This is a genomic window from Streptacidiphilus carbonis, assembly GCF_000787775.1.
Lineage (GTDB): Bacteria > Actinomycetota > Actinomycetes > Streptomycetales > Streptomycetaceae > Streptacidiphilus > Streptacidiphilus carbonis.
This window is the reverse complement of the sequence record NZ_BBPM01000083.1, coordinates 1-24,987: the sequence shown is the minus strand read 5'-3', so window position 1 is coordinate 24,987 and position 24,987 is coordinate 1. Positions and strand designations below refer to the sequence as shown.

General features: G+C 71.0%; 33 protein-coding genes and 1 pseudogene. 18 read left to right on the top strand and 16 right to left on the bottom strand.

Annotated features, from left to right (window positions below; all coding sequences use genetic code 11):
* Nucleotides 1-876: 876 nt before the first annotated feature.
* Entirely contained in the window at nt 877-1,134 is a 258-nt protein-coding gene (locus TR46_RS34925; RefSeq protein WP_152626870.1) for a hypothetical protein, read from the top strand.
* A gap of 127 nt (nt 1,135-1,261) precedes the next feature.
* Here the strand turns inward: TR46_RS34925 and TR46_RS34920 are convergent, their stop codons facing one another.
* Both TR46_RS34920 and TR46_RS34915 read right to left on the bottom strand, forming a co-directional pair.
* A complete protein-coding gene (locus TR46_RS34920; protein WP_042410410.1) occupies nt 1,262-1,456 on the bottom strand; it encodes a hypothetical protein in 195 nt (64 codons plus the stop codon).
* 108 nt (nt 1,457-1,564) lie between these two features.
* Nucleotides 1,565-1,813: a hypothetical protein gene (locus TR46_RS34915; RefSeq protein ID WP_042410408.1), complete on the bottom strand. Its 249-nt coding sequence runs from the start codon at nt 1,811-1,813 to the stop codon at nt 1,565-1,567.
* 107 nt (nt 1,814-1,920) lie between these two features.
* On the opposite strand from TR46_RS34915, the gene TR46_RS34910 reads away from it, so the two are divergent.
* Nucleotides 1,921-2,502 (top strand): hypothetical protein, encoded by a 582-nt coding sequence (locus tag TR46_RS34910; RefSeq protein ID WP_152626869.1) that lies wholly within the window; start codon nt 1,921-1,923, stop codon nt 2,500-2,502.
* Nucleotides 2,503-2,745: 243 nt separating this feature from the next.
* Here the strand turns inward: TR46_RS34910 and TR46_RS34905 are convergent, their stop codons facing one another.
* Nucleotides 2,746-3,555: a hypothetical protein gene (locus TR46_RS34905; RefSeq protein ID WP_042410403.1), complete on the bottom strand. Its 810-nt coding sequence runs from the start codon at nt 3,553-3,555 to the stop codon at nt 2,746-2,748.
* A gap of 641 nt (nt 3,556-4,196) precedes the next feature.
* Between TR46_RS34905 and TR46_RS34900 the strand changes: the two genes are divergently transcribed.
* Nucleotides 4,197-4,760, top strand: a complete 564-nt coding sequence (locus TR46_RS34900) for a hypothetical protein (protein WP_042410400.1) — start codon at nt 4,197-4,199, stop codon at nt 4,758-4,760.
* Between the two features lie 193 nt (nt 4,761-4,953).
* Here the strand turns inward: TR46_RS34900 and TR46_RS34895 are convergent, their stop codons facing one another.
* The 6 genes from TR46_RS34895 to TR46_RS34870 all read right to left on the bottom strand — a co-directional run bounded on the left by TR46_RS34895 (nt 4,954) and on the right by TR46_RS34870 (nt 7,953).
* Nucleotides 4,954-5,160, bottom strand: coding sequence for a hypothetical protein (locus TR46_RS34895; protein WP_042410398.1), 207 nt, complete (start codon nt 5,158-5,160; stop codon nt 4,954-4,956).
* Between the two features lie 143 nt (nt 5,161-5,303).
* Nucleotides 5,304-5,543 carry a hypothetical protein gene (locus TR46_RS34890; protein WP_042410393.1) on the bottom strand — a complete coding sequence of 80 codons (240 nt, stop codon included), beginning with the start codon at nt 5,541-5,543 and terminating at the stop codon, nt 5,304-5,306.
* Between the two features lie 364 nt (nt 5,544-5,907).
* Nucleotides 5,908-6,501: a GNAT family N-acetyltransferase gene (locus tag TR46_RS34885; RefSeq protein ID WP_042410392.1), complete on the bottom strand. Its 594-nt coding sequence runs from the start codon at nt 6,499-6,501 to the stop codon at nt 5,908-5,910.
* A 194-nt stretch (nt 6,502-6,695) separates the two neighbouring features.
* Nucleotides 6,696-7,142, bottom strand: coding sequence for an SRPBCC family protein (locus TR46_RS34880; RefSeq protein ID WP_042410390.1), 447 nt, complete (start codon nt 7,140-7,142; stop codon nt 6,696-6,698).
* Nucleotides 7,143-7,634, bottom strand: a complete 492-nt coding sequence (locus tag TR46_RS34875) for an SRPBCC family protein (RefSeq protein WP_042410388.1) — start codon at nt 7,632-7,634, stop codon at nt 7,143-7,145. It abuts the gene before it with no gap.
* Nucleotides 7,627-7,953 (bottom strand): ArsR/SmtB family transcription factor, encoded by a 327-nt coding sequence (locus tag TR46_RS34870; protein ID WP_042410386.1) that lies wholly within the window; start codon nt 7,951-7,953, stop codon nt 7,627-7,629. The genes TR46_RS34875 and TR46_RS34870 overlap by 8 nt, the downstream gene beginning before the upstream one ends.
* 143 nt (nt 7,954-8,096) lie before the next feature.
* Here TR46_RS34870 and TR46_RS34865 point away from each other — a divergent pair, with 143 nt between their 5' ends.
* Nucleotides 8,097-8,588 carry a DUF309 domain-containing protein gene (locus TR46_RS34865; protein ID WP_042410384.1) on the top strand — a complete coding sequence of 164 codons (492 nt, stop codon included), beginning with the start codon at nt 8,097-8,099 and terminating at the stop codon, nt 8,586-8,588.
* 349 nt (nt 8,589-8,937) lie between these two features.
* On the top strand, nt 8,938-9,516 hold the full coding sequence (locus TR46_RS41825) for a hypothetical protein (RefSeq protein ID WP_152626867.1): 579 nt from the start codon (nt 8,938-8,940) through the stop codon (nt 9,514-9,516).
* A gap of 22 nt (nt 9,517-9,538) precedes the next feature.
* Here the strand turns inward: TR46_RS41825 and TR46_RS34855 are convergent, their stop codons facing one another.
* Complete coding sequence (locus TR46_RS34855) at nt 9,539-9,895, bottom strand: VOC family protein (RefSeq protein WP_042410381.1); 357 nt, start codon at nt 9,893-9,895, stop codon at nt 9,539-9,541.
* A 231-nt stretch (nt 9,896-10,126) separates the two neighbouring features.
* Between TR46_RS34855 and TR46_RS42860 the strand changes: the two genes are divergently transcribed.
* From TR46_RS42860 to TR46_RS34805, 10 genes are all read left to right on the top strand, one after another.
* Entirely contained in the window at nt 10,127-10,462 is a 336-nt protein-coding gene (locus TR46_RS42860) for an STAS domain-containing protein (protein ID WP_063770739.1), read from the top strand.
* A gap of 322 nt (nt 10,463-10,784) precedes the next feature.
* Nucleotides 10,785-11,912 carry a molybdopterin-dependent oxidoreductase gene (locus tag TR46_RS34845; RefSeq protein ID WP_042410434.1) on the top strand — a complete coding sequence of 376 codons (1,128 nt, stop codon included), beginning with the start codon at nt 10,785-10,787 and terminating at the stop codon, nt 11,910-11,912.
* A complete protein-coding gene (locus TR46_RS34840) occupies nt 11,909-12,367 on the top strand; it encodes a hypothetical protein (protein WP_042410378.1) in 459 nt (152 codons plus the stop codon). The genes TR46_RS34845 and TR46_RS34840 overlap by 4 nt, the downstream gene beginning before the upstream one ends.
* Before the next feature lie 171 nt (nt 12,368-12,538).
* Nucleotides 12,539-13,126: a sigma-70 family RNA polymerase sigma factor gene (locus TR46_RS34835; RefSeq protein ID WP_042410376.1), complete on the top strand. Its 588-nt coding sequence runs from the start codon at nt 12,539-12,541 to the stop codon at nt 13,124-13,126.
* Nucleotides 13,123-13,893 (top strand): anti-sigma factor, encoded by a 771-nt coding sequence (locus TR46_RS34830; RefSeq protein ID WP_042410375.1) that lies wholly within the window; start codon nt 13,123-13,125, stop codon nt 13,891-13,893. Before TR46_RS34835 ends, TR46_RS34830 begins: the two co-directional genes overlap by 4 nt.
* 182 nt (nt 13,894-14,075) lie before the next feature.
* Nucleotides 14,076-14,651 (top strand): TetR/AcrR family transcriptional regulator, encoded by a 576-nt coding sequence (locus tag TR46_RS34825; RefSeq protein ID WP_042410374.1) that lies wholly within the window; start codon nt 14,076-14,078, stop codon nt 14,649-14,651.
* A gap of 134 nt (nt 14,652-14,785) precedes the next feature.
* A complete protein-coding gene (locus TR46_RS34820) occupies nt 14,786-15,388 on the top strand; it encodes a DUF4865 family protein (protein ID WP_042410372.1) in 603 nt (200 codons plus the stop codon).
* Between the two features lie 11 nt (nt 15,389-15,399).
* On the top strand, nt 15,400-16,074 hold the full coding sequence (locus tag TR46_RS34815; RefSeq protein WP_042410371.1) for a LysE family translocator: 675 nt from the start codon (nt 15,400-15,402) through the stop codon (nt 16,072-16,074).
* An 84-nt stretch (nt 16,075-16,158) separates the two neighbouring features.
* On the top strand, nt 16,159-16,398 hold the full coding sequence (locus TR46_RS34810) for a DNA-directed RNA polymerase sigma-70 factor (RefSeq protein ID WP_042410431.1): 240 nt from the start codon (nt 16,159-16,161) through the stop codon (nt 16,396-16,398).
* 2 nt (nt 16,399-16,400) lie between these two features.
* On the top strand, nt 16,401-16,967 hold the full coding sequence (locus TR46_RS34805) for a Clp protease N-terminal domain-containing protein (protein WP_042410369.1): 567 nt from the start codon (nt 16,401-16,403) through the stop codon (nt 16,965-16,967).
* Nucleotides 16,968-17,161: 194 nt separating this feature from the next.
* On the opposite strand, the gene TR46_RS34800 is transcribed toward TR46_RS34805, so the two are convergent.
* Nucleotides 17,162-18,907 carry an LCP family protein gene (locus tag TR46_RS34800; protein ID WP_042410367.1) on the bottom strand — a complete coding sequence of 582 codons (1,746 nt, stop codon included), beginning with the start codon at nt 18,905-18,907 and terminating at the stop codon, nt 17,162-17,164.
* 269 nt (nt 18,908-19,176) lie between these two features.
* Nucleotides 19,177-20,049: a LytR C-terminal domain-containing protein gene (locus TR46_RS34795; RefSeq protein ID WP_052433370.1), complete on the bottom strand. Its 873-nt coding sequence runs from the start codon at nt 20,047-20,049 to the stop codon at nt 19,177-19,179.
* 247 nt (nt 20,050-20,296) lie between these two features.
* Here TR46_RS34795 and TR46_RS34790 point away from each other — a divergent pair, with 247 nt between their 5' ends.
* From TR46_RS34790 to TR46_RS34780, 3 genes are read left to right on the top strand one after another with little or no spacing between them, the layout of a single operon-like run.
* The gene (locus TR46_RS34790) at nt 20,297-21,457 is read left to right on the top strand and encodes an ABC transporter ATP-binding protein (protein WP_042410366.1); all 1,161 of its coding nucleotides are present in this window, start codon (nt 20,297-20,299) and stop codon (nt 21,455-21,457) included.
* Nucleotides 21,457-22,095: an ABC transporter permease gene (locus TR46_RS34785; protein ID WP_042410365.1), complete on the top strand. Its 639-nt coding sequence runs from the start codon at nt 21,457-21,459 to the stop codon at nt 22,093-22,095. Before TR46_RS34790 ends, TR46_RS34785 begins: the two co-directional genes overlap by 1 nt.
* On the top strand, nt 22,092-22,763 hold the full coding sequence (locus TR46_RS34780) for an ABC transporter permease (protein WP_042410364.1): 672 nt from the start codon (nt 22,092-22,094) through the stop codon (nt 22,761-22,763). The genes TR46_RS34785 and TR46_RS34780 overlap by 4 nt, the downstream gene beginning before the upstream one ends.
* A 144-nt stretch (nt 22,764-22,907) precedes the next feature.
* Here the strand turns inward: TR46_RS34780 and TR46_RS34775 are convergent, their stop codons facing one another.
* From TR46_RS34775 to TR46_RS43355, 4 genes and pseudogenes are all read right to left on the bottom strand, one after another.
* Nucleotides 22,908-23,435 (bottom strand): GTP-binding protein, encoded by a 528-nt coding sequence (locus TR46_RS34775; protein WP_236655659.1) that lies wholly within the window; start codon nt 23,433-23,435, stop codon nt 22,908-22,910.
* A gap of 49 nt (nt 23,436-23,484) precedes the next feature.
* On the bottom strand, nt 23,485-23,958 hold the full coding sequence (locus tag TR46_RS34770; RefSeq protein WP_084719197.1) for a DUF742 domain-containing protein: 474 nt from the start codon (nt 23,956-23,958) through the stop codon (nt 23,485-23,487).
* A 170-nt stretch (nt 23,959-24,128) separates the two neighbouring features.
* A complete protein-coding gene (locus TR46_RS34765; RefSeq protein ID WP_042410361.1) occupies nt 24,129-24,584 on the bottom strand; it encodes a roadblock/LC7 domain-containing protein in 456 nt (151 codons plus the stop codon).
* Nucleotides 24,581-24,987 (bottom strand): annotated as a pseudogene (locus tag TR46_RS43355) (hypothetical protein); the annotation flags it as partial. The gene TR46_RS34765 and the pseudogene TR46_RS43355, both read right to left, overlap by 4 nt.

Sequence of the window (24,987 nt, the reverse complement as noted above, 5' to 3'; positions counted from 1 at the left end):
TTAGTGACCGCCGGGAAGGGCCCGGGTGCGAGCGGTTGCAGGTTCGCGGGACACGGCGTGTCGGTAAGTAGGCAGCAGTGCCTTGTTGCCGTCGCCACCGTGTTGGTCGGTTTGCCCGTAGGCTGCGCGGCGGGGCCCTGGCATGGGTCGAGGCCCTGGCATGGGTCGAGCGGGGCCTCCAACCTGAACCGCCGAAATGCAGCAGGGCCCCCGCACGGTTGCGCGCTGGTGGGCGTCCCGGGATCGGACGGACAATGGACACCCCACATGGGAGGCCACCATGCACTTCGCGACCGGCCACAACACCCGGCACAGCCACTACGGACAAACGTGGATCCTCCTCGCCGTACTCGGGATCACCATGATCATTGTCTTCACCCTCGTTGGTCGCTAGACCGCCGAAGGCCTTGCGCCGGTGCCCAAAGCAACCGGTGGGCGGCCACACTGCGCGCGGTCGGCCAGGCGCGGTTCGAGCGGGGCCTCCAACCTGACAGCGGCAGGACCGCGGGCAGCGGCAGGACCGCGGGGTTCAGCCGAACCTGTTGCAGATCGTCTGCATGTCTTCTGCCTGCGCCGGGGTGAGGTACTGCGAGACGCGCATCAGCACACTGCCGTGTTGGAAGTCCCACTCGGCGTAGTTACAACCCGTGGCCGGACAGCGGGTTGTCCTCCCACCTGTCGACGTCTTCGAAGTAGCCCAGCAGGGCCGTCCAGCCGCCGTGCCGCCCGATGGTCACCACGTCGTGCCCGGCCTGCGCAGGGAGTGCCCTGGCCAGTCACTGGGCAGGTCGCCGTCCTCGGCGTCGGCGCCCCGCACGGCCGGGTGCGGGGGCGCCCGAAACTGCGCGGTCTTGTGGGCCCGCACAGTAGGCATCGATGATGGCGGCATCCGACGAGGGGGCTGTGATGGCATGGTCGTACAGGGTCGAGCGCCGCATCGGCGTGTCATTCCTCGTCCAGCAGTACTTCGGGACTCTCCCGCAAGCCGTCATCTACTTCGACGGGCAAGTCGAGACGGGGCACAAGTTTCCGAATTCCCAGGTGGAGATGTACGAGTGCGACCGCCACAACGAGCCGGTACGCCTGCTGCGTCGCTGGACGACCGAGGACGGTTCGACGGTCGACGAGGTGTAGTCCACCGCGAAGGGGTGCAGGTCCCGCCTGGCAGCAGTAGGGGGCGCTCTGCTGCGGGCAGCCTCATACCGGAGCACAGTGGAGCCCCTGCGCACTGGCGTGCGGGGCGCCGCTGGCTACCCGCGGGTTAGGCCGGGGTCTTCGCCTGACGGTCCGAGCGGGTGCTTGGCCGCCACGCCATCCATGTGTCCAGGCCCCTGGCCCACTTGGTGCGCTCGTAGCCGGCGCTGGCCTGCTTCTTGCGCTCGCGCTCCCGCCGGGCGGCGCCCTCGGCCTGCTGGTGGTCCGCCAGAGCTTGCGCTCCGGCCTCCAGGGCAATCACGTGGGCGGCGGCGATCAGTCAGCCCGTCGTCCGACGTCGGCAGAGGCGTCCGCCTCCGTGGACACCCCCGGCACCGAGGCAGTCGCCTGCCCGTCGCTGGCGAGCGTCCTACCGGTGGTCGCGGGGCGCGAGGATCTCCGCAGTGCCGTAGGCGACCCAACTGCTGTAGTGCGAGTTGCAGACCAAACGGGCCCCGGTGACGCAGTGCGCGCCCTCGGCCTGGGCTTGCTGGGCGAGGCGTTCGAAAGCATGCTCCGGGTTGCCGACCGTTGCGACGACGGGCCACGCGTACTTGACGGTTACCCCGTCGAGATCGTGGTCGCCCGTGGTTCGGACGGGTATGACGGTGCGGGCCATAATGCTCCCCCTGGTCGACGGTCGGAGCATTCTCGCAAGCCGGGTGCCTGCAGTGGTCGGCGGGGTGAAGCGATCCGCGTGGTTCTATGGCGGCGGGGTTCGCGACCATGAAGGCCGACGAGCAGAAGGCCAAAGAGCAGATGGGGGAGTCACCCGTGCCGCGCCGACCAGTAGGAGACGCCGGGCCTTCTCGGGTTTCGGCGGTGGTGGCGTTGACAGTGTTCGTGGTGGCCCTGGCCGGCGGCACCATCGCGACGCTCATGGTGAGCGTGCCGGACCTGGCGTACGCGGCGCGATGGGAGGGCACTCCAGGCGTGATCACCGTCCGGTCCTGTGCTGAGGTCGGGGCGCTCAAGGAACGGCACCGGGTGTGCGAAGGAGTGTTCCGCTCTGATGACGGCTTGACCGTCGACCCGAACGCAGCGATATCCCAAGCGCTGTCCCCTGGAGCGGTGGTCGCGGTCCAGCGCACCACGGACGGCGCCTACGACACGGTGGGCGTCGCCGCGTTCTGTGGCTGGCTTGCGGTGGCGATGTTCGGGGTGGCTATGGCCGGAACCCTTGTCATGACCGTCGTGGCCGCGCTTCGCCGGTCCCGCTCCCGCCGAGGGTGGGTGCTGCTGGTGGAACCCGTTTGCGCAGCCCTGATCAGCGCTTCGGTGAGCGCGATCGTAGGAGCAGTGTCCTAGCGCCCGGTCCGCCATGGGCAATTCACAGTCGGATCCCACACATCGGGTGGTCTTTCCACCGGTCGACGGGCCGGATGTACTCGAGTAGCTGCGGAGGCGTCCTTGACCAGCGGACGTGTGCGGCGATGAACGAGGTCAGGTGACCGGCAGCCTGCGGCTTCGCGGTCCCGGCCCCTGCGCTGTGGGGACCGGGACCGGGACCCGGATCGGGGCCGGGGATATGGGGGCGTCGTGGGGCGGTACTCAGTTCTGGGTGCGCCACAAGGGCTGTTCGACCAGGGCCACTACCTGCTGCTGGGTCAGTGGGGGCGCAGGCAGTATCGGGCCGTAGCCTGTGGGGCCGCGGACCCCGGCCGACGCGACGATCGTGACGGTCCTGCCGTTCGGGTAGTAGACCCTGGCCAGTACCAGGGCACCGTTGGCCGGGACGGTCAGTTCCGGGGAGCCGTACAGCGAGGAGTTGACGTCGTCGTCCTCCTCGACGCTGAAGAGCAGGCTCCCGCCCGGGAGGTCCTTCTGGAAGCAGTCGTGGGCGAGGACCGGCAGGCGGTCCGGCTCGCAGGCCGCGCCCGATTTGACGTGCGGCGTGCTGAGCTGTTCCACCTGAACGGTGATCAGCCCGACTTTGCTGCCCCTGCGCACCGCATAGGTACCGGCCAGTCCGGTTCCGGACTGCTGAGCCGCGAACTGGGCCGCCGCCATTTCCTTAGGTGGGCTCTTGCTCAACACCGGCTCCACCTGGCCGATGCCCTTGGGCAGCAGTGACCGCAGCACCTCCATCGGCTTGGATGCCGTCACCGTCGCCGAGGGCGACGCCGTCCAAGCCGACGAGGAACCCTGCGGCGGTGCCACTGACCGTGGGCCGGCCCCGCCGACGGCGAGGGGCACGGCGACCACCGCCGCAACGGCAAGTGAGGTCCCGGCCAGGGCGGCAGCCCTCCTGCGCCGCCGCACCCGCCCGGCCGCAGCCCGCAACGCCCCGACCTCGAGTCGTCGGCTGTCGGCGGCCACACCGTCCACGGCCCGTTCCAGCAGTTCCTTGAGCTCGCTCATGTCCACGCCCTCCCCAAGTCCCCAAGTGCTCCCGCCTCCCCACCAGGAAATCGTCCAACGCCTGTTCGTCAGGCCCCATCTCGCTTCGGTCCTCCCCCCAGCGGCCCCAGAGGCCCCTTGCAAGCTTGTCAGTGCTCCAGCCCATCGCTGAGGTTGCACTTCCCCACCAGGTAATCCCCTCAGGGGGGTACAGCTATTACGCCCGCAGGGGGCGACGAGCAGGGGAACCCGGGCTCGCGGTAGCCCTTGGTGTCGATGGTGGGGGAGCGCGTCCGGCGCACTCAGTTGGCAGGTTGTGCGGATTCGTACGGGAAACGTGACTCCGCACAGTGCCCCCGGACAACCTGGTTGGTGTCCAGCCAAGGTGAGCTCAAAGGCCGCCACGGGATGATCTTGGACAGGTGAGTGTTGGTCTTCGACCCTCGCGCCCTGTCTCCGGCCGGCAGTGTCCGGTCGTGAAGTGCGAGGACGAAACGTACGGCGAGCGGTGACGGTAGGCCAGATCGGTGCGGCGCTCCTGCACCATCCGTCACCGCCGGCTTTCGCCATGAGCGGTACACCACGCCCATGGACGCGGCCCGCCGGTGTCGTACCGGCTCCGCTCGGACCAGCCCACCCCTCAAGACGAGAGAGTCGTACAGATGAAGCTCATGAAAGCGCTCCGCGTGGGGCTCACGGCCGCCATGCTGGCCACCGGTGTGGGGGTCCTCAGCGCGGCACCGGCGCACGCCTCCTCGTTGGTCTGCGTTCCGCTCAACGGCGCGTGGAGTGATCCGTGCACCCACCAGACCACCATCCACTTCGACAACAGCACCTACTACCCCGGGAAGGCGTGGTGGGGGCCGTACGACGTCCTGAGGCTGCAGAGCGACGGCAACCTGGTCCTGTACTGCTGGAACAACGGCGTCCAAGGGAAAGCCGTCTGGGCGAGCAACACCTCCCAGTGGAACCTCGCCTCGGTCCACCTCACCTTCTGGAACGACGGGAACGCGGCCATCTACCAAACGTGGTTCATGAGCCTGACCGGGGTGCCGGGGGGCGGGGTGGCCTGGGACTCCGAGACCTGGGGCGGATCCAACTCGATCGGCGTCGTCCAGGCCGACGGGAACTTCGTGATCTGGAGTGGAGGCAAGGCCCTGTGGGCCTCCAACACGTACCACGCCTGCAACAACGGCGACCAGTTCTACTGGACCGGCTACCGGTAGACACAGCCGGGCGCACGTGAGCAGGGAGACTGATCCCTCGCTGACACCCGGCCGAGGCCGGACCAGGGCGGTCAACGGCTTGACTCCTGCCGGCGGCTGGTCGGCGGGAGTCGCCCGGGCACCGGATCCGACGGCGAAGGCCGCGGTCGCTGTCGCGGGGCGGGTGCGGGCGGAGGCGGGAGGGCGGTGCCCGCTACAGGGCGTGGAACGCCTGCCAGCAGGGCCGGCACCGCTCCTCGGACGTCAGTTCGTCGAGGTCGCTGACCGGGAGGGCGTCGGCGTTCGAGCTGATTCCGTGGCCGCACAGGCCCTGGTCCGCGCCGAAGGCCACGACGTGCCACATGTGGATGACCCGGCCGTGCGGATCCGGCTTGTACTCGCCCCGCAGTTCGCACTCCATGGCTGCCTCCAGTCACTCCCGCACCGTCGCGTCCTCGCCGCGCTGGATGATTGGGCCGCCCGGGTCCCGTGGGGTCAGGCTGCCGCCCGGTCGGCCGGCGTGCGCATCCCGGGCCGGACCGGACCTCCTGCGGCTGCTGTGGGCTATTCCACCGTCCATGTCTCCGGGCCGCCGCCCTCCCACTGCACCGACTCCGGGTCGTCGAGGGTGATGTCGTCCAGGCCGGCGCGGCGGGCGAACTCGATCACGTCGACCACGTTGAATGCCCTGCCCACCTGGGTGCCCATGATCTCGACGCGCCGGAACGGCCACAAGGCGTCCACGACGGGGTGCACCACGACGCGGGCCCGATGGCCGGAGGGGCGTTCGGGAAGGTCGGACATGGCTCCAGGATCTGCCCGCTGGGGTGCGGTCGCACCCGGTGGAATCATCACCGGCTCGTCCGGGTCCTGTCGCGGATGGGCAACAGCGATCAAGGTCTCGGCTGGTGGTGCCGATCACCAGGTCAGTAGTCCGCGGCCCCGCCGGAACTTCCCCGTCGGCGGGGCCGCCAGGACGCTCAACTGGCGCCCGCCGCCAGCGTGGGCCCCCTCGGCACCCGGGCAGTTCCCTGCCTGTCGCCGGCCGGCGTCCTGCCGGTGGTCGCGGGGTGCCGTAGGCACGCCACCCGATGCCGGTGTCGGCCGTGGGGGTCAAGGGGCCGATCGCCGACAGCCTTCGGGCGTCGGTTGGAGAGTCGGCTGGAGATCAGTTCGGCCGTGTGAGCGTGGAGGTGGACGTTCGGTCGGTCGGCAGTCGGCGGGCGTCCGGCCAGGCGATGCGAAGACAGTTGGGTGAGCCGGTGAGTCGGTCGGGTACTCCTCCCGGCGGCGGTACCGGTGCTGTTTCGACGCTTGTGCCGCCGAGGGCGCCGTAGAAGCGCTGGGCGGCGGTGTTCTGCTCCAGTACCCAGAGGTACATGGAGTTCGCCGCCGCCCGCGCGGCGACGACTTCGGCGGCGCGGGTCAGCAGCGCGGCGCCCGTCCCGGTGCGCTGCCGACCGTGGGCGACATGCAGGTTGTCGATCAGACTTCCCCAGTGGTCGTCCGCGTCGAAGATCGTGTGGACGAAGCCGACCAGTGCGGCGTCGCCGTCCTCGGCGATGATCGTCAGGGTGCCGGGCGGAGCCGGGTCGGCGAGCCGGGAGGACCACACCGCCCGACGCTCGGCCAGCACGTGCCCGTCCAGGTAGGAGTCCGCGTAGGCGCCCCGGTAGTGCCGGCGCCAACTGTCGGCGTGCAGGAGCGCCACCTGCTCGGCATCCCCGGGGACGGCTGTCCGCAGGCGCAGTCGCCGGCTCATCTCAGCGGCCGAGCCCGGCGACGACGGCAACTGTGCTGCAGGGGCGGATCTCTGCGCTGCTGCTGCCGGGCTCGCCGAAATGCACCATGCCGAACATGCTCGCATGGGATCCCGCCTGTCGTCCGGGATCCGACCGGCACGGACGAGGCCGCGGTTCACCGTCGCAGTGACGGCGCCGAACGGGGAACCGCCGCTTACGCGGGTCCGGTTTCGAGGTTCGCCTTCAGGGTGGCGAGGTTGGCGGGCATCTCCTTGCGGGCCTGGGGGCTGACGACCAGGGGGACGAGGAGCTTTCCGATGCCGTGTCCCTCGAAGTCGACGGTGATGGTGAGGCGGGACCGGCTCTCGGCGAGGGGTTGGACGTCGACGTCGACCGTGGCCCGGATCGGGCCGCCGGTGCCGCGTACCCGCCAGGTCCTGGGCGGGTCGATGCGGGTGATCTCGGAGGTGGTCGGCCGGTCGGCGAAGCCGATGTGGCGGGTCGTCAGGCAGCAGGTGCCCACGACCGGGTCGCCGGGTGGGTCCGTGTAGCCGCCGACGACGCCCTGCTGCCACTCGTGGAAGCGGGCCGGGTCGGTGGCGTAGGCGAAGACCTGCTCCGCGGGCCGGTCCACCTCGGTGGTCGCTGTGGTCGGCGGCATTCAGCTCACCTCGCTCAGGAGCGCTGCGTAGCGGCTCAGGTACAGCGGCCAGCCCTGGTCTCCCGCCACGCCGTCGCTCACGGCCTGCCAGCCGGGTCCGTGGCGGTCGATGTGGCGGTGTTCGAGTTCGATGCGGGTGCGGTACGGGGTTTCGGCGATGAACCGCACGTCCACTTCGCTGGTGTGGTCCGGATCGGTCTCGATCTGCCACTGCGGGCTGATGTCCCAGCTGAAGACGACCCGGTCGGGCGGGTCGTAGGCCAGCACGCGTGCCCAGCGGCATTCGGTGCCGTCGATGCCGCGGTCGTAGATGTGGCCGCCCACGTGCTTCTCGAACACCGTCTCGGCGATCGGGGACGCGAGCAGGTTGTGCTCGGCGGGCTTGTAGTCGCCGAGTCTTCCGGTGAACACGGCGAAGGCCCGTTCGATCGGGGCGTCGACGACCACCTGCCGGTGGACCACCGGGGGCGTCGGGGGTGTCTGGTCAGTCATGGTCGGTCTCCTTCGTCTGTTCGACCAGATCGACGTATCCGGTCAGCGCCCGGCCCCAGAATGCGTCCAACTGGTCGCGCAGAGCCTGTACCGCGACCGGGTTGAGCCGGTATATCCGGCGGGTGCCCGCGGACTGTTCGGCGACCAGCCCGGCGTCCTTGAGCACCTTGAGGTGCTGCGAGACCGCCGGCCGGCTCACGGGCAGTTCGTCTGCCAGTTCGCCGACCGCCCTGGGGCGTTCGGCCAGGCACTCCACGATGGCGCGTCGGGTGCTGTCACCCAGGATCGACCAGCCGTCCGCGTCTCGGTAAGTGTCCACGAACGGTAAGTCTATTCTTACCGACCCGACGGTGCAACGGGTAGGGGGTGCGGGGTGCGGTGCGACATGCGCCGGTTGACGAGTCCGGCCGGTACCACGGGCACCATGCGTAACGCCGCGGCCGCCCGGTTACCGTGGGTCCTATGAGCGACAGGGATCGGGACGGGGCCGGGCGGGCGCGCAACGCCAGGCCGCGCGACGCCTACGGGCGGCCGCTGGCCCGGGGGACCGTGGGTGAGGCGACCACTTCCGACGCTGAGGCGGCCGAGTTGGCCCGGGATCCGGTCGCGGCGGTCGCCGAGGCCCAGCGGCTGCTGGACGCGGACCGGCCGTTCCATGCGCACGAGGTGCTGGAGGCGGTCTGGAAGTCCGCGCCGGAGCGGGAGCGGGAGATGTGGCGCGGGCTCGCCCAGGTCGCGGTCGGGCTGACCCATGTGCGGCGGGGGAATCCGGTGGGCGCTCATGCGCTGCTGACGCGTGCCGCGGATCGTCTGGCGGCCGAGCCAGGGACCGGTGTGCCCTACGGGCTGGACCTGCCGCGGCTGGTCGCGGACGTGCGGGCGCTGGCGGGGCGGGTCGAGAGTGAGCGTCCGGACTGGCGCAGTGGGCGGCTTGACCTCGTCCGACGGGAATGACCCGAGAGAGCGTGTCCCGGCCTTGTGCTGAATCGTTTACTCGGGCATGGACACTGCTCTGGCACCTGCCGTTGTTCCTGCCGCCGTAGGGCGTCGCCGCCGCTCCCGGAGGGTCGTCGCGGATCCGGACGAACCCGTGTACGCCGCGCTGGTCGCCGAATGGCGGGGGCGCGGGCAGATGGTGCCCGGTGATGCGGACTGGGAGTGGGTGGACGTCGTCGTGCGCGACATCTGGCGATAGCCGGGGCTGAAGCGACTGAGAGGGGCCGGGGGGGCGGTTGCGGCCAGGAGGTGCCGGGGTGTCCTTGCGGGCGGACGATAGAAGTATCCCCGCTCCCCGGGAGCAGCCATGCGCACCCTCTCCGGCGCTGCCGGTCTCGCCCTCGTCGTTGCTCTGGCCCTGGCCGGCTGCAGTGGGACGACGTCCAGCACGCCCACCGCAACCAGGACCACTACGGCCGCAACACCCGCCGCCAGGGCCACTGTCACGGTGACGGCGACGCCGACCACCCCCGCCACCCCGACCACGCCGGTGCCTGTGCGCACCACCGCGCCGGTCCCGACAGCCAGCACTGCCGCGGTGGCTCCCGCGCCGCCACCGCCGGCCCCGCCGCCTCCAACGCCCGCGCAGCAGATCAATGCGGAGGCCGTGGTCACGCAGTACTACCAGGACATCACCGACCACGACTACGCGGCGGCCTGGGCGCTCGGCGGAGACAACATCGCCGGCGGGAGCTACTCCGCGTACGTGGCCGGCTTCGACACCACCGCGAACATCAGCTTGGGCACGGTGAGCAGCTTCGGTTCGGATCAGGTGTCGGCAGTGCTCTACGCGACGCAGACGGACGGGAGCGTCAAGGTTTTCGACGGCACCTACACCGTGTCCGGCGGTGTGCTGGTCGGTGCGGCGATCAGGCAGGAACGGTAGTCGGCCGTGCGTCGGCGGACAGCTACAGCTGCAGCGCGGTGGCGACGGGGTGGTGGGGCTGGTACATGCCCAGTTCGCCGCCGCCGGGGAGGCGGAGGCGGGTCAGTCGCCCCCAGCGGGCCTCGGTGACAGGCTGGGTGAACTCCACTCCGCGGGAGGTGAGTTGCTCCATGGTCGCGTCGAGGTCGTCGCACATCAGGTAGAACTCCTGGGCTTCCGGGCCGTCCGCGGGGTGGACGGCGATCTCGGTCGGCGGGAGCTTGAAGACCAGCCAGCCCGCGCCCGCGTCGACGTGCGGGTACTCCAGCACGTCGCGGAAGAAGGCGCGGTCGGCTTCCGCGTCGTGGCTGTAGACGATGACGTGGCCACCAGTGATCATGCGGCAAGGATAGGGCTGCGACTGCCTGCGGATCCGTAGGCGTACCGTGCCCCGCTGATGGTGTATCAGCGGCGGGTGGGTCGGTTGCCGCCGTCTGCTTCTGCAATTCGCGACTGTGAATTATGGAGAAGTTGTGCCCAACTGGTCTGCCCTTCAACTACCTTGATGGCCCGGCATGTTGGTCTGGAATGCAGGTGCCGGTGGCGGGCGACACAGGGAGAGTTGGCAACCGTGGGCACTGGATCGAGCACCGCCGTGTTGGTCCTGGACGGCGGTCCCGTCGTGGAGATTCTGCTGGAAGGCGATCTGGACCTGGCCGTCGCCCCGCTGCTGGCGCCAGTGGTGCGGCAGGTGCTGGGCGACCCGGAGGTGCGGTCGATCGAGATCGACGTCGCGCTGGTCTCGTTCTGCGACAGCAGCGGGCTGAGCGCGCTGCTCAACGCCAGGAACCGGGCGGCCGAGCGGGGTGTCGCGCTGCGGCTGGTCCGGGTCGGGCCGCGGTTGGAGCGGCTGCTTGCGGCGACGGGGCTCGGGCGGGTGCTCGGGGTCAGCGGCTGCGCCGGCTGAGGGGTCGGGCAGCTTGCGGAGAGGGGCGGTCGTCCCGGACGCTGCGGCTCGGGCGGCTCGGGCGGCTCGGGCGGCTCGGGCGGCTGGGCGGCTGGGGCAGCCGGGAAGGTCCGGGCAGCCGGGGCAGCCGGGGCAGCGGGGAAGGTCCGGGTGGCCGGGGTGGCCGGGGTGGCCGGGACGGCCTGGACGGTCCGGGCGGCTCCGTAGGACTTCCGTAAGCAGGTGATTCACCGGATTCGGTGATCCGCGGCAGTCTTATGGAGAGGTGTCCAGACAGAGTCTCCAGGCCTTCAAGAGCCTCCAGAGTTCCGTGCTCGCCAAGGTGCCGCCCGGCCTGCGCCCGGCGGAACTGCAGTCCGCGTTCCGCTCGCGGCTGCACGAGCCCCGTACTGCCGTGGTGATCGGGCGCTGGCTCGGCGCCGCCTTCATCGTCTGCTTCCTGACCGGGCTGATCAGCCACGGGCTGCAGGATCCGCCCGGGTGGCTGCGCGACCACCTCCCAAGCCGCCCGGTGAACGGCTACCGGATCACCCAGGGGCTCCACGTCATCAGCGGCATCGCGGCGATCCCGCTGCTCGGCGCGAAGCTCTGGACGGTGTACCCGCGGCTGTTCGCCTGGCCGCCGGTGCGCAGCGTGCTGCACGCGCTGGAGCGGCTGGGCATCGTGCTGCTGCTCGGGGCGGCGGTGCTGGAGGTGTTCACCGGGCTGCTGAACACCCTGCAGTGGTACCCCTGGCCGTTCCCGTTCCGGCAGACGCACTTCTGGCTGGCCTGGATCGCGGTGGGCGGGCTGCTGCTCCACATCGCCGCCAAGTACCCGGAGATCAGCGCCAACTGGCGCCGGGTCAGGGCGGCGCAGGTGCCAGGACGGCGGGCGTTCCTGACCGGGGTGGCCGTGTCGGTGGCGGCGGTCACCGCCGTGACCGCGGGGCAGACGGTGCCCTGGCTGCGGCGGCTGGACCTGCTGGCGCCCCGCCGTCCCGACGTCGGCCCGCAGGGACTGCCGGTCAACCGGACGGCGGCCGCCGCCGGGACCGCCCATGTGGTGGCGGCCGACTGGCGGCTGGCCGTCAAGGGGCGGACCCCGTACACGCTGACGTTGGCCGAGCTGGGCGCGCTGCCGCAGTACACGGCGCAGCTGCCGATCTCCTGTGTCGAGGGCTGGAGCGCCTCGGCGCACTGGACCGGCGTACGGGTGCGTGACCTGCTGGACCGGGCGGGCGCGCACGCCGGGGCGCGGCTGAGGGTGGTGTCGCTGGAACGTTCCGGCGGATACGCGGTCACCGAGATGGAGGCCTCCTACGCGCGGGATCCGCTGACCCTGCTCGCCCTGCGCGTCAACGGCGAGGTGCTGGCGCCGGACCACGGCTTCCCGGCGCGGATCATCGCGCCGAACCGGCCCGGGGTGCTGCAGACCAAGTGGGTGTCCCGGTTGGAGGTCGTGGAATGAGCCGCACACTGCGGGTACGACTGGCGCTGGTGGTGGCGGGACTGTCGCTGCTGGTGTTCGGGGTGCAGGGGCTGCTGGGCGAGCCGTATCTCATGGGGCATCTGCTGGAAGTGGTGTTCTGGGCCGCCGGGGGCATCGTGCTGCACGACGGGGCGTGGATGCCGCTGGTGCTGGCGGCGGGGCTGCTGTTCGGCCGGGCGGCGGTGCCGGACCGGGTGCGGGGCGCCCTCACGGCCGGGCTGATGACGGCGATCGCGCTCACGGCGGTCGGGCTGCCCGCGGTGGTCCGCGAGCACGACCACAAGGGGAACGCGACGCTGCTGCCGCTGCCGTACCTGCGGAACTGGCTGCTGCTGCTCGCCGCGGTGGTGCTGGGGACGGCAGTGGCGGGGGCGGTGCTGTGGTGGCGCGGCCGGACCCCGAAGCGGGCCGTCCCGCCACGGCGGGTGCGGTGACGGCGCGTGCCGTGACCGCGGTGGGATGACGTCTCGTCTCCGGCAATCTCCGGACAGCGAGCGGCAATGTCGGGATCATCAGCACGGTGCCGAAGCAGTGCCCGAACGGACCAATCCGCGCGGGCGACGGCAACGAACCCAGGGTGACCGCTGACTCCACCGGAGGTACCGATGCACTCGGCCGTACGCGGCGACCAGCCGGCGGCTCCCGGCCCCGGTGCCCTGGAGACACTGCTCGACCGTGTCTCCAGGGGCGACCAGCAGGCCTTCGAGACCGTCTACTCGGCGGTCGCCGGACCGGTCCTCGGCCTGGTCCGCAGGCTGCTCCGGGATCCGGCGCAGTCGGAGGAGGTGGCGCAGGAGGTACTGATCGAGGTGTGGCGCTGCGCCGCCAGGTTCGACCCGGACCGGGGCAGTGCGATGGCCTGGATCATGACAATGGCGCACCGCCGCGCCGTGGACCGGGTGCGCTCCGCGCAGGCCTCCAGCGACCGCGAGCAGCGCGCCGCGGCCCAGGACCACACCCCGGCCTTCGACGAGGTCAGCGAGCAGGTCGAACGGCGGCTCGAACGTGAACAGGTGCGGCGCTGCCTGGACTCGCTCACCGAGTTGCAGCGGGAGTCCGTGATGCTCGCCTACTACCGCGGCTGCACCTACCAGGAGACCGCAGACCTGCTCGGCACCGCCCTGGGCACGATAAAGACCCGACTCCGGGACGGACTCATCCGGCTCCGCGACTGCCTGGCGGTGACCTCGTGACCCGCGCCGACGTCCACACGTTCACCGGCGTCTACGCGCTGCACGCGCTCTCCGACCGGGAGGCCGAGGAGTTCGAACGGCACAAGGCCGCCTGCGCCTGCTGCACCCAGGAGGTGCGCGAACTGCAGGAGACCACTGCGCGACTGGCCCTGGCCACGTCCGAGACGCCGTCGGCGGAGTTCCGGACCCGGGTGATGGCGGCGCTGCCCCAGATACGGCAGTTGGCACCGCTGGTCCCGGAAGGGCGTCGCTTCTTCGGCCTGCGGCCGCTGCGTTGGCGGCTGCTGCAGCGCCGGATGCCGCAACTGGTGGTCGCCGTCTGCCTGGTGATCGCGCTGGTCACGGGCGGTTTCGCGATCGACGAGCAGCGGCAGGAGCAGCGGCAGCGGCATGCCACCGAGCAGGCGCAGGCCGAGGCGGCGGCGCTGAACGCGTTGCTGGCCGCCCCGGACGCGACCTTCCGCAGCACGGCGGTGCAGGGCGGCGGCAGCGGCACGGTCGTCAACTCGCAGGCCCTGCAACGGACCGCGTTCGTCTACCAGGGGCTGACCGAGCTGTCCGCAGACAAGGTGTACGAGCTCTGGTACAGCAGGGGCGGCCAGTACGTCCCGGCCGGACTGCTGCCGGTCGGCGCCGTGGACGGCACGACGGTGCTGACCGGGACCCCGCGCGGCGCCGCCGGGGTCGGACTGACCGTGGAACCCGCAGGCGGGTCGGCCCGGCCGACGACCACGCCGGTGGTGCTGGTGGGACTGCCGACCACCTGACAGCCGGCCCGGGCGGCGGTGGGGCCGCCGCGCCGGGGGCTGTCGGGCGTCGGCCGACCGGGGGGAGTGTGGGCGGTCGGGTTCGTGGACCCGACCGCCCACACGTGTCCGTCTGTGCAGGTGGGAGTGGGTGGCGGTGGTGTGATTGCGGACTGTACCTACTGGTATGTACAGTCATCTGCATGAGCACTCCTGAACGTCTGATCGAGAGCACCAGGGAGCTCCTCTGGGAGCGCGGCTACGTCGGCACCAGCCCCAGGGCGATCCAGCAGCGCGCGGGCGCGGGCCAGGGCAGCATGTACCACCACTTCAAAGGGAAGCCGGAGTTGGCTTTGGCCGCGATCCGCCGCAGCGCGGAGGAGCGTCAGGCGCTGGCCGAGGAGCGGTTCTCCGGCCCCGGCACGGCGGTGCAGCGGGTGGCCGACTACCTGCGCCGCGAACGGGACGTGCTGCGCGGCTGCCCGATCGGCCGACTCACCCAGGACCCGGACGTGGTCGCGGATCAGACGCTCCGTCAGCCCGTCGCCGACACCTTCGAGCATCTGACCGGTCGGCTCACCGCGGTCCTCACCGAGGGACAGGCGCTGGGCCAGCTCGACCCCGAGCTCGACCCCGCCGACACCGCCGCCACCGTCGTCGCAGTGCTCCAGGGCGGCTATGTGCTGGCCCGCGCGGCCGACTCGGTCGAACCGTTCCGGCGGGCGACCGAGGGCGCGATCGCCCTCCTCGCCGCCCGCGAGCTGCGGCCCCGCCGCTGAAACAAGCACGGGACGACCGCGCGGTGACCCGCGCGGCGGACCTGAGCTGGGCTCCGGGCCGCGATCCGACCTGCGAACCGACCGGCGAAGCGAATTGCGAACCGACCTGCGAACCGACCGGAAGGGCTCCAACCGTGCACGCGATGCAGTATTCGATCACCCTCCCCGCCGACTACGACATGGCCGTCATCCGCCGCCGGGTCGCCGACAAGGGCCCACTGCTGGACGACTTCCCCGGCCTCGGCCTGAAGGCCTACCTGATCCGTGAGCGCGGCAGCGACGGCTCGCCCGTCAACGAGTACGCGCCGTTCTACCTCTGGAACGACACCGTCGGGCTGGGGCGCTTCCTGTGGGGCGGCGCCGGGTTCGGCGGCATGGTCGCGGACTTCGGCCGTCCGACCGTCCGCCACTGGATCGGGGCGGCCACGGTGGCCGGCCCGGCCCTGGGCGCCGGTACGGCCCGCGTCGCGGTCCGGCGCACCGAGGCGGTGCCGGACGGCGCCGACCCGGCCGGCACGATGGCGCGGGCGGTGGCCGAACTCACCACGCTCGCCGACGCCCCGGGGCTGCACAGTGCCGCCGTCGCCCTCGACCCGCACCATTGGGAGGTCGTCCGCTTCAGTCTGTGGACGGACGCCGCACCGGCCCCCGCCGAGCTGCCCGGCGACCGCTTCCAGGTGCTGCACCTGAGCCGGCCCGGCATCCCCGAACTGATCGGGGGTGGACGCTGCGCATAGGGTGACGGGGCATGGACACTGTCACGGCACTGTGGTCGTTCGCACTGGTCGTCGGATTGCTGACGCTTACTCCCGGACTCGATACGGCGCTGATCCTGCGGACCGCCGCGTTGCGGAGCCGGCCCGAGGCGTGGGGGGTGGTGCTGGGCATACAGGCGGGGACGCTGGCCTGGGGGACGCGGAGTTCGCTCGGGGTGAGCGCGCTGTTGACCGCGTCGCACACGGCGTACGAGGTGCTCCGGGTGGCGGGGGCCGGGTACCTGCTGTGGATGGGCGGCCGGATGGTGTGGGGGAGTCTGCGGCGCCGGGGCGCGGCGGCTGCTGCGGAGGGCGGGGACGGGGGCGAGGGCGCTGACGCGGATGGCGGGCCCGGGGCGGGGGCGGTCGGCGGGGTGCTGCTGGGGCTGCGGCGCGGGGTGTTGACCAATCTGCTCAATCCCAAGGTGGGGGTGTTCTATGTCGCGGTACTGCCGCAGTTCATCCCGGCCGGGGCGCCGCATCTGGCCATGGGCGTACTGCTGACCTGCGTGCATGTGACGGAGGGGCTGATCTGGTCGGCGGTGCTGGTCGCATTCGCCGGGGTGCTGCGGAACTGGCTGCGCCGACCCGTGGCGCGGCGGGGGCTGGACCGGATCACCGGGGTCGTGGTGGTCGGTTTCGGGTTGCGGCTGGCGCTGGGGGACTGATCCCGGGCACTGCGGAGAGGAGCCGCGTCCGGGTGATGTCAATGAAGGTTGACGGCGAGGTGGGTGTCAACGTACATTGACACCATGAGTGAGACCAGACAGCTCGCGGACGACGCGGGCAGCCGCGATCCCGCGGTGGGGCTCAGGGCCGTGCGCGCCCTGCGCGACCTCGCGGAGCGGCTAGAGGACCTGCAGGTCGGCAACGCACGGGCGCAGGGCTGGTCCTGGCAGGACATCGCGTCCTGTCTCGGCGTCAGCAGGCAGGCCGTGCACAAGAAGCACGCCCGGCGCGGGCCGGGCTTCTTCGGAAGAGGTGAGGAGTAGTCATGCTCGAACGATTCACCGAGCCCGCGCGCCGGGTGGTCACCGAGTCCCAACTGGAGATGCGGGGGCTGCACCACGGACAGGTGGGCACCGAGCACCTGCTGCTCGCCCTGCTGCGGCAGCCGGCCGAGCCGGCGGCGGCGGTGCTGGTGCGGCACGGCCTCGACCTGGACGCCGCGCGGGCGGCCGTGCAGCGGCTGCTCGGGGAGGCCGGCGCGGGCATCGACGGTGCGGCGCTGGAGTCCATCGGCATCGACCTGGACGCGGTGACCGCGCGGGTCGAGGCCGCCTTCGGGGCCGGTGCGCTGGCCGGCGGGGCGGAGGCGGGGCGGGCGCGGGCCGGTACGCAGAGACGGGGGATGTTCACCAGCCGGGCCAGGAAGGTGCTGGAACTGGCTGTGCGGGCCGCACAGGGGCGCGGCGACCGGGCGATCGGCACCGGGCATCTGCTGCTGGGGCTGGTGCGGGAGGGCGGAGGTCTGGCCGTGCGGGTGCTCAGGGACCACGGGCTGGACCTGGCCGAGGTCGAGCGGGAGACCGAGCGGACGCTCGGGGCGGCGGCCGCGTGAGCGGGGGCCGCTTGAGCCGGGGCCGGAGCGGCGGCGGTCGGCTTTTCGGCTGCGGACCGTAGGGGGTTTGGCGCGCTCGGTCGATCGAGCGGAGTCCCGCGCCCCTGGGGGGCTGCAACCGACCCGCTGCGGGTCGGTTGTAGCCCCCCAGGGGCGCGGCTCGGCCGGGCGGACGCCGCGGCCGGGACGTCACGTCAGGGCGCTGAGTCCTTGACCTTGGGGCTGAGGGTGTAGGCGCGTATCGGGGTCATCCCGCCGTAGCCGGGGAGGCTGACGGTGTCCTGGGTGCCGACCTGGGCGCAGGTGCTGGTCTGGTTGCCGGTCTGCACGTTGGCGTTGCTGAGCGCGACCTTGGTGTTGGCGGGCGGGGCCGAGGACTTGCCGCCGGGGAAGGTGTTGCCGCTGGGCCAGTCGGCGCCGATGAGCAGGTGGATGCCGCTGGAGGTGCCCTGCTTCAGTGCGCTGCTCGGCAGGCCGAGGGAGGTGGCGACCTCCTGGGCGTCCGCCTGGCGGCCCGGGCCGTAGGTCAGCGTCGTGGTCTTGACGTGGGAGGACGGCGGGTTCTCGGTGCTGCTGTTGGACGCGTAGCCGTCGCTGATCAGGGCCTTCACGACGTCGCCGGCGTGGCCCTGGGCGGTGGTGCCGTTGGCCACGTGGACCGCGACGTCAGCCGGCGCCAGTGCCGACTTGGTCGGCGCCGCGGGCGCCTTGGACGTCTCGACGGCCGGCGCCGAGGCCGCGGCCTTCGCGGTGGCCCCGGCGGCGCTGGACTTGGCACCGCTGGAGGTGGTCAGCGACTGGTCGTTGGCGATGGTGGAGAAGAGGGTCTGCGCACCGGCGGCGATCACCAGGCGGTTGGCGTTCGTCGGGTCGTCGCCGGTCTGCATGGTGGTGAAGGTGATCCGGTCGGTGGGCACCTTGTTCAGGTCCTCGCCCAGCCCTATCAGCTTGGGGATGCTGTTGAGTCCGGTGTCCACGGTGAGGGCCTTGGTGGCGGCGTTGGCCAGGCTCCACAGCTTGGTGGGGCTGGTCAGCGTGCCCGCGCTCTTCATCTGGTTGATCATCGCGGTCAGGAAGAGGTGCTGGGCGGCGGTGCGGCCGACGTCGCCGCCGTTGCCGAAGCCGTGCCGGGTGCGGACGAACTCCAGTGCCGCGGTGCCCTTGAGGGTGTGCGTGCCCTTGGAGAGCTTGAGGTGCGACTGCGGGTCGTAGACGTTGTTGCTCACGCACACGTTGACGCCGCCCACCGCGTCCGACATCGCGACCACGCCGCTGAAGTCGACCATCGCGAAGTGGTCGATGGGGATGTTGGTCAGCTGGTGGATCGCGGCGACGCTGCAGCCCGGGCCGTACTGCAGGGCGCTGTTGATCATGCCGTAGCCGCCGTTGGTGCTGGCGCCGGTCTTGTCGTCCTTGCAGGCGGGCAGGTTGGTCATCAGGTCGCGCGGGACGCTCATCACCGTCGCGTTGGAGCGGTCGGCGGAGATGTGGACCACCATCTCGACGTCGGCGTTGCCGTCGCCGCCGCCGGTGCCGCTGGCGCAGTCGCCGCCGAGGTTGCAGTCGGCGGCGTTGGCGCGGATGTCGGAGCCGATCACCAGCATGTTGATGGGGCTGCGGCCGAAGGCGTCGACCTTCTCGGTGCCGGCGTTGCCGGAGGTGCCGGCGAAGAGCGCGTCGCTCTTGATGTTGCCGTTGAGCTTCTCGTACGCGTAGACACCGCCGACCAGGGCGACGGTCACCACCCCGGCGGTGCTGATGGCTATGACCTTGAGCGGCTTCTTCTTCCGGCCCTTCTTGGCGGCCTTGCGCAGCGCGGCGCGGCCACCCGACGGCGGACCACTCGGATCGGGGCTACCCGGTGCTCCACCTCTGCCCTGGGATGGACTTCCACCACCACGGCGGGCAGCGGCCCGGCCACCGGTACTGGTGTCGCTCATGGTCACATCCTTGGTCAGGTGAGCCCGAGGGCTACCAGTCGAAGCTTTTCCTACTCGTCAAACAGGCGTACTGGTGTGCGGGTGGCCGGGGAGCACAGGAGGTAGGACTGTCCGCTCCGGGGTTTCGGTTCCACGGCTGGGCAATTTAGCAAGTGTTTGTGAGTACGACATAAGGACAACCCTGCGAATCGTTTCTGCGACACGACCAGTACCTGTGAGTGACCGAATTCCCCACGCCCCGTGACTGGTTGGACGCGCAGTGCACACGGTCACGGTGCGGAGTCCGGGACATCGGGACTGAGTGAGTAGGCCTGGGTCGGGGTGACGGCGCCGTGGCCGGGCAGCTTGACTGTCCGGTATGTCCCGACCGGTGCGCATGTATCGGTCTTGTCGCCGGTCTGCGCATTGGCGTTGGTCAGCGCGACCTTGGTGTCGGCGGGCGGGGCCGACGCCTTGCCGCCGGGGAAGGCGGTGCCGCTGGGCCAGTCGGCGCCGATGAGCAGGTGGATGCCGCCGGCGGTGCCCTGCTTCAGTGCGCTGCCCGGCAGGCCGAGGCTGCGGGCGACCTCCTGGGCGTCGGCCTGGCGGCCCGGGCCGTAGGTCAGCGTGGTGGTGGCGATGTGGGTGGAGGGCGGGCTGTCGACGGTGCTGTCGGAGGCGTAGCCGGCGGATATCAGCGCCTGGCGGACGTCGGTGGCCCGGTTGTCGTTGGTTGTGCCGTTCGCCACATGCACGGCGATGTCTGCGGGCGCCAGGGCGGACCTGCCCGTGGTCCCGGACGACGCGGAGGCGGTGGGCGCCGTCGAAGCGGCAGCCGAAGCAGCGGCCGTGGCGGTGGCCGTGGCGGTGGCCGCGCCGGAGTCGGCGCCGTCGCCGGTGGTCAGCGCCTGGTCGTTGATGACGGCGTTGAACAGGCTCTGCGCCTGCGGCGCGATCAGCAGGCGGTACTTCTCTCCGGGCAGGGTGTCGTCGAGGGCCTGCATGGTGGTGAAGGTGATCCTCTTGGTGGGCACCTTGCGCATCGCGGCCCGGCCGCCAGGGGGGCCGCCGACGGGCGAGTCGCCGGCAGGCGCATTGCCGGCAGGTGGACCACCGGCAGGCGCATCACCGGTGCCGGTGCTGCCCGTCCCGCTGTCGCTCATCGTCACATCCCCGTCCCCGGTCGGCTGAGCATTCGTCAGTACTGTGGAACGACTACCCCGCGGACGCCGACTACGGGGTTTGAGGACCCACTCTGCCATCCGCGCCCGCCGGTTGGGGCGAGGGGGACTGAAGGGACGCCCACACACAGCCGTGGCTGATGTTCTTTGAGCGTTGACGGGCATGTGTTCGGGCCAGGAAAATGGAGGCCCGCTAATTTTTTGCGTGCTCGAAGGGTTATGTACCGCTTTGATACTGATCGACGCTGTGACGAAGCGTTACCCGGACGGCACCACCGCCGTGGACCGGCTCACCCTGGAGATACCCGACGGTTCCATCACCGTCCTGGTGGGCCCGTCCGGCTGCGGCAAGACCACAACCCTGCGCATGATCAACCGCATGATCGACCCGACCGAGGGACGGATCACCCTCGACGGCGCCGACATCCGCGAACAGCCGGTCAACGCGCTGCGCCGGAGCATGGGTTACGTCATCCAGCACGCCGGGCTCTTCCCGCACCGCACCATCGCCGAGAACATCGCCACCGTCCCCCGGCTGCTCGGCTGGGACCGCCGGCAGGCCAGGGCGCGCGCGTTGGAGCTGATGGACCGGGTCGGTCTGGACAAGGCGCTGGCCAAGCGCTACCCCTACCAGCTCTCCGGCGGCCAGCAGCAGCGCGTCGGCGTCGCCCGCGCGCTCGCCGCGGACCCGCCGGTGATGCTGATGGACGAGCCCTTCTCCGCCGTCGACCCCATCGTCCGCAAGGGGCTGCAGGAGGAACTGATCCGGATCCAGGAGGAGCTGGGCAAGACCATCGTCTTCGTCACCCATGACATCGACGAGGCGATCAAGATCGGTGACATGGTCGCGGTGCTCCGCGAGGGCGGGAAGCTCGCCCAGTACGCGCCGCCCGCCGAGCTGCTGTCGTCGCCGGCCGACGGCTTCGTCGAGGACTTCCTCGGCCTGGACCGCGGGATCCGCAGGCTGTCCTTCTTCACCGCGGCCGGACTCGAACTGAACACCGTGCCGATGATCGCGGTCGACAGCACGGCCGAGCAGATGGCGGCCCGCACAATCCCACAGACTCCTTACCTTCTTGTCACCGACACCGAGGGGCGCCCGCTCGGCTGGGCCGTCGCCAAGGAGCGGATCGCCGGCAGCGACGCCCTGATCGCCTTCGGCCACTCCTTCACGGCCGGACGCGACTCGCTCCGCGCCGCGCTGGACTCGGCGGTGCTGTCGCCGACCGGCTGGGCGGTCGCGGTGGACGAGAACGGCCGCGCCGTCGGCGTCGCCGCACAGGAGGCCATCGCCGCCGCGATCCGGACCGCGCACCTGGAGCAGAGCGCCGGCTCGGACGCGATACCCGGCGCCTCGGACAATCCCGACGACGCCGCAGTGGACGCCTGATGGGTGGCTTCTTCGACATCCCCAGTGACCTGCAGGCGAGTTGGTGGGGCCTGATCGGGCTGCACCTGCAGGAGGCGCTGATCCCGGTGCTGTTCGGCCTGCTGATCGCGCTGCCGCTGGCCCAGCTCGGCGCCCGGTTCCGCTGGCTCTATCCGCCCATGCTCGGCGTCACCACCGTGCTCTACGCGCTGCCGTCGCTGGCCTTCATCGTGCTGCTGATCAACTGGACCGGGCTGAGCACCACCACCGTCGAGATCCCGCTGACCATCTACAGCCTGGTGGTGCTGATCCCGGCCATCGTCGACGGCGTCCGCTCGGTGCCGGAGGAGACCCATGCGGCGGCCACCGCGATGGGGTTCGGGCCGTTCCGCCGCTACCTGCAGGTGGAGCTGCCGATCGCCGTCCCGGCGATCTTCGCCGGGCTGCGGGTGGCCACTGTGTCCAGCATCAGCCTGGTCAGTGTGGGCGCCCTGATCGGCAACGAGGGCGGCCTCGGCAACCTGCTGTCGGACGCGCTGCACTACCACCGCCCGATCCTGTCCTGGAACTCGGTCATCACCACCGCCGTCCTGGCGATCCTCATCGACGGCCTGCTGGTCCTGCTGCGCCGGCTCCTCACTCCCTGGGCGGTTCGGTGAACCTCTTCCACTACGCCGATGTGTTCTTCAGCAACAACGCCAACTGGAGCGGGGCCGACGGCATACCGACCCGGCTGACCGAGCACGTCCAGTACTCGCTGATGGCGCTGGCCATCGCCGCGGTCATCGCGCTGCCGCTCGGTCTGGTCACCGGGCACACCGGCCGCGGCGGGAACGCGCTGGCCCTGGTGGCCACGGCGGGGCGGGCGCTGCCCAGCTTCGGCCTGCTGGTGCTGCTGACCGTGCTGATGGGGCTGGGCCTCACCCCGGTGATGATCCCGCTGGTGGCGCTGGCGGTGCCGCCGATCCTGGTCACCACGTACGAGGCGGTGCGGTCGGTGGACCGGGCACTGGTGGACGCGGCCCGGGGGATGGGCATGGAGCCGCTGCGGGTGCTGTTCCAGGTGGAGCTGCCGGTGGCGCTGCCGCTGATCCTCAGCGGGGTGCGGTCGGCCGCGGTGCAGATCGTTTCGACTGCGACGATCGCGGCGTATGTGTCCTTCGGGGGGCTGGGGCGCTACATCGTGGACGGGCTCTACCAGGTGGACTACAACAAGGTGGTCGGGGGAGCGGTGCTGGTGGCCGGGCTGGCACTGGTGACGCTGGGTCTGTTCTGGGTCGCCGGGCGGGTGTTCGTGTCGGCCGGGGTGCGCAGGCAGCAGCGCTAGGGTTTCCGGCGGTTCGCGGGTGCGGCATCTGCCGGGTTGTTCGCGCAGTTCCCCGCGCCCCCTGAGGAGGTGCAACTCACCCACGGGGGCTCAGTTGCACTATTCAGGGGCGCGGGGAACTGCGCGAACAACCCGGCACGACGGTCAGCGTTCCGCGCGGGCCAGGGCCAGCTCCAGGACGACCAGCAGGGCGTCGCGGACGGATCCGCGCTCACGGGCGTCGAACAGCACCAGAGGTACGTTCTCGCCGATGTCCAGCGCCCAGCGCACCTCGTCCAGGTCGTGGCCGAGGCTGCCGTCGAAGACGTTGACGCCGACGGCGAAGGGCAGGCCCTTGTTCTCGAAGTAGTCGACCGCGGCGAAGCAGTCGTCCAGCCGCCGGGTGTCCACGATCACCAGACCGCCCAGCGCGCCCTCCACCAGGTCGTCCCACATGAAGCCGAAGCGGTCCTGCCCCGGCGTGCCGAAGAGGTAGAGCTTCAGGGTGGGGTCCAGGGTGATGCAGCCGAAGTCCATGGCGACCGTGGTCGTGGTCTTGTGCGGGGTGTGCGTGAGGTCGTCCACCCCGGCCGCCACCTCGGTGATGCTGGCCTCGGTGGTCAGCGGCTCGATCTCGGAGATGGCCGCGACGGTGGTGGTCTTGCCCACGCCGAAGCCGCCCGCGATGACCATCTTGACCGGGAGCGGGGGGCGGTTGGCGACGGCGGTGAGGTGCTCTGGCTCAGGCAGGGCGGTCGCTGTCACGTGGAAGTCCTCGGGAGTCGGGGACGGCGCGGAGACCATCGATAACCCTTCGCAGTACGGAGACGTCTTGGGCGGTGCTGGCCTGGGGGACGTAGACGGCCAGGTGCCGGGCGGTGCGCAGGTCGCCGGCGATGACCCGGACGACATTGAGATGGAGCCGCAGCCGGGCGGCGAGCTCGGCCAGGGACAGCGGGACCCGGCAGGCGGCGACGATCGCGTGCTGCTCGAAGGTGAGGGCGGGCAGTGCGGCCAGGCCGTCCGACGTCGCCACGACCTGGGTCTCCAGCGGGAGTTCAGCAGCCCCGGCGACCCGTCCGGTGGTGAGCAGGAAGGGTCGTACGGCGAGGCTGCTGCGGGTGCTCACCTCCTCCGGCGCGGGGGCCGGCGGCTCCGGCTCCGGCGCGGGTTCGGGAGCGGCGGGCAGCGGTGGGGGCGGCGGGTCGTCCGCCATCACGTACGGGCGCAGTGGGCGTACCTGCGGGGAGCCGTACGGGCCCTCGGTGGTTGCCGCGCTGCCCACCATGCTCGTCCTCTCTCGCTCGTCCCTGTGCGTTGATGATTCGTCAGTCACAGTAAGCAGTAAGTATATTGGTAAAGTTGTTCGAGCACAGTCAATACTGGTCAACCGGCTGCGGAGGCACCGACGCCGTTCTTCAGCTCGATGATCAGCTGCGGGCTCAGCGCGGCACCGGCCCGGTTGGCAAACAGCGTCATCTCATAGGCGATATTGCCGAGCTTGGCCTCCTTGGACGCCACCACGCCCAGTACCGAGCCGTTGCCGATGGAGGAGACCAGCAGGTGGCCGCCCTCCAGGTCGATGATGACCTTGTTCAGGGCGCCCAGGCCGTAGTTGCCGGACGCGCCCGCGGCGAGGCTGGTGATGCCCGACACGATGGCGGCCAGCCGTTCCGAGTCGGCCGGGTCCCTCAGCCGCGAGACGGCTATCAGCAGTCCGTCCGAGGAGACGGCGATGGCATCGACCACGCCTGCCGTCTCCGTCGCGAAACGGTTCAGCAGCCAGGTGAAGTCGGCGGCGGCGGAGGCCAGGGCGGCGGGGTCGTCTGTGGGCGTGGTCACGGTCCCACTCCTTCCGGAAGTTCCTGCGTCGGGGCTTCTTGTTCTTGTTGTGCGAATGGTTCTCTTTGTGCGCAGTCGTTGTGGCGCAGTGTCAGAGTGCTGTCGCGCTCGGCGCGGTCGACCGCCGCCTCGAATTCTTCCAGGGAATCACGCACCGCTTCGGCGTCCAACTGCGGTGGGGCGAAGACCGGAGCGGCAGCCTGGACCGGCCGGGCCTGGTTCAGGGTGGCGCCGCGGACCCGGCGGCGCAGGCCGCCGCCCTCCGCGCCGGGACGGGCCGCCTCGGCCGCCGGGGCCTCGACGGCACTCGCCTGGGCGTGCACCGGCTCGTCCGCGTTGCGGCGGGGCGTCCTGCGGGGCAGGCCGCCGTCCGTCGGCGCCGCGGCGGGCACCGGGGCCGGAC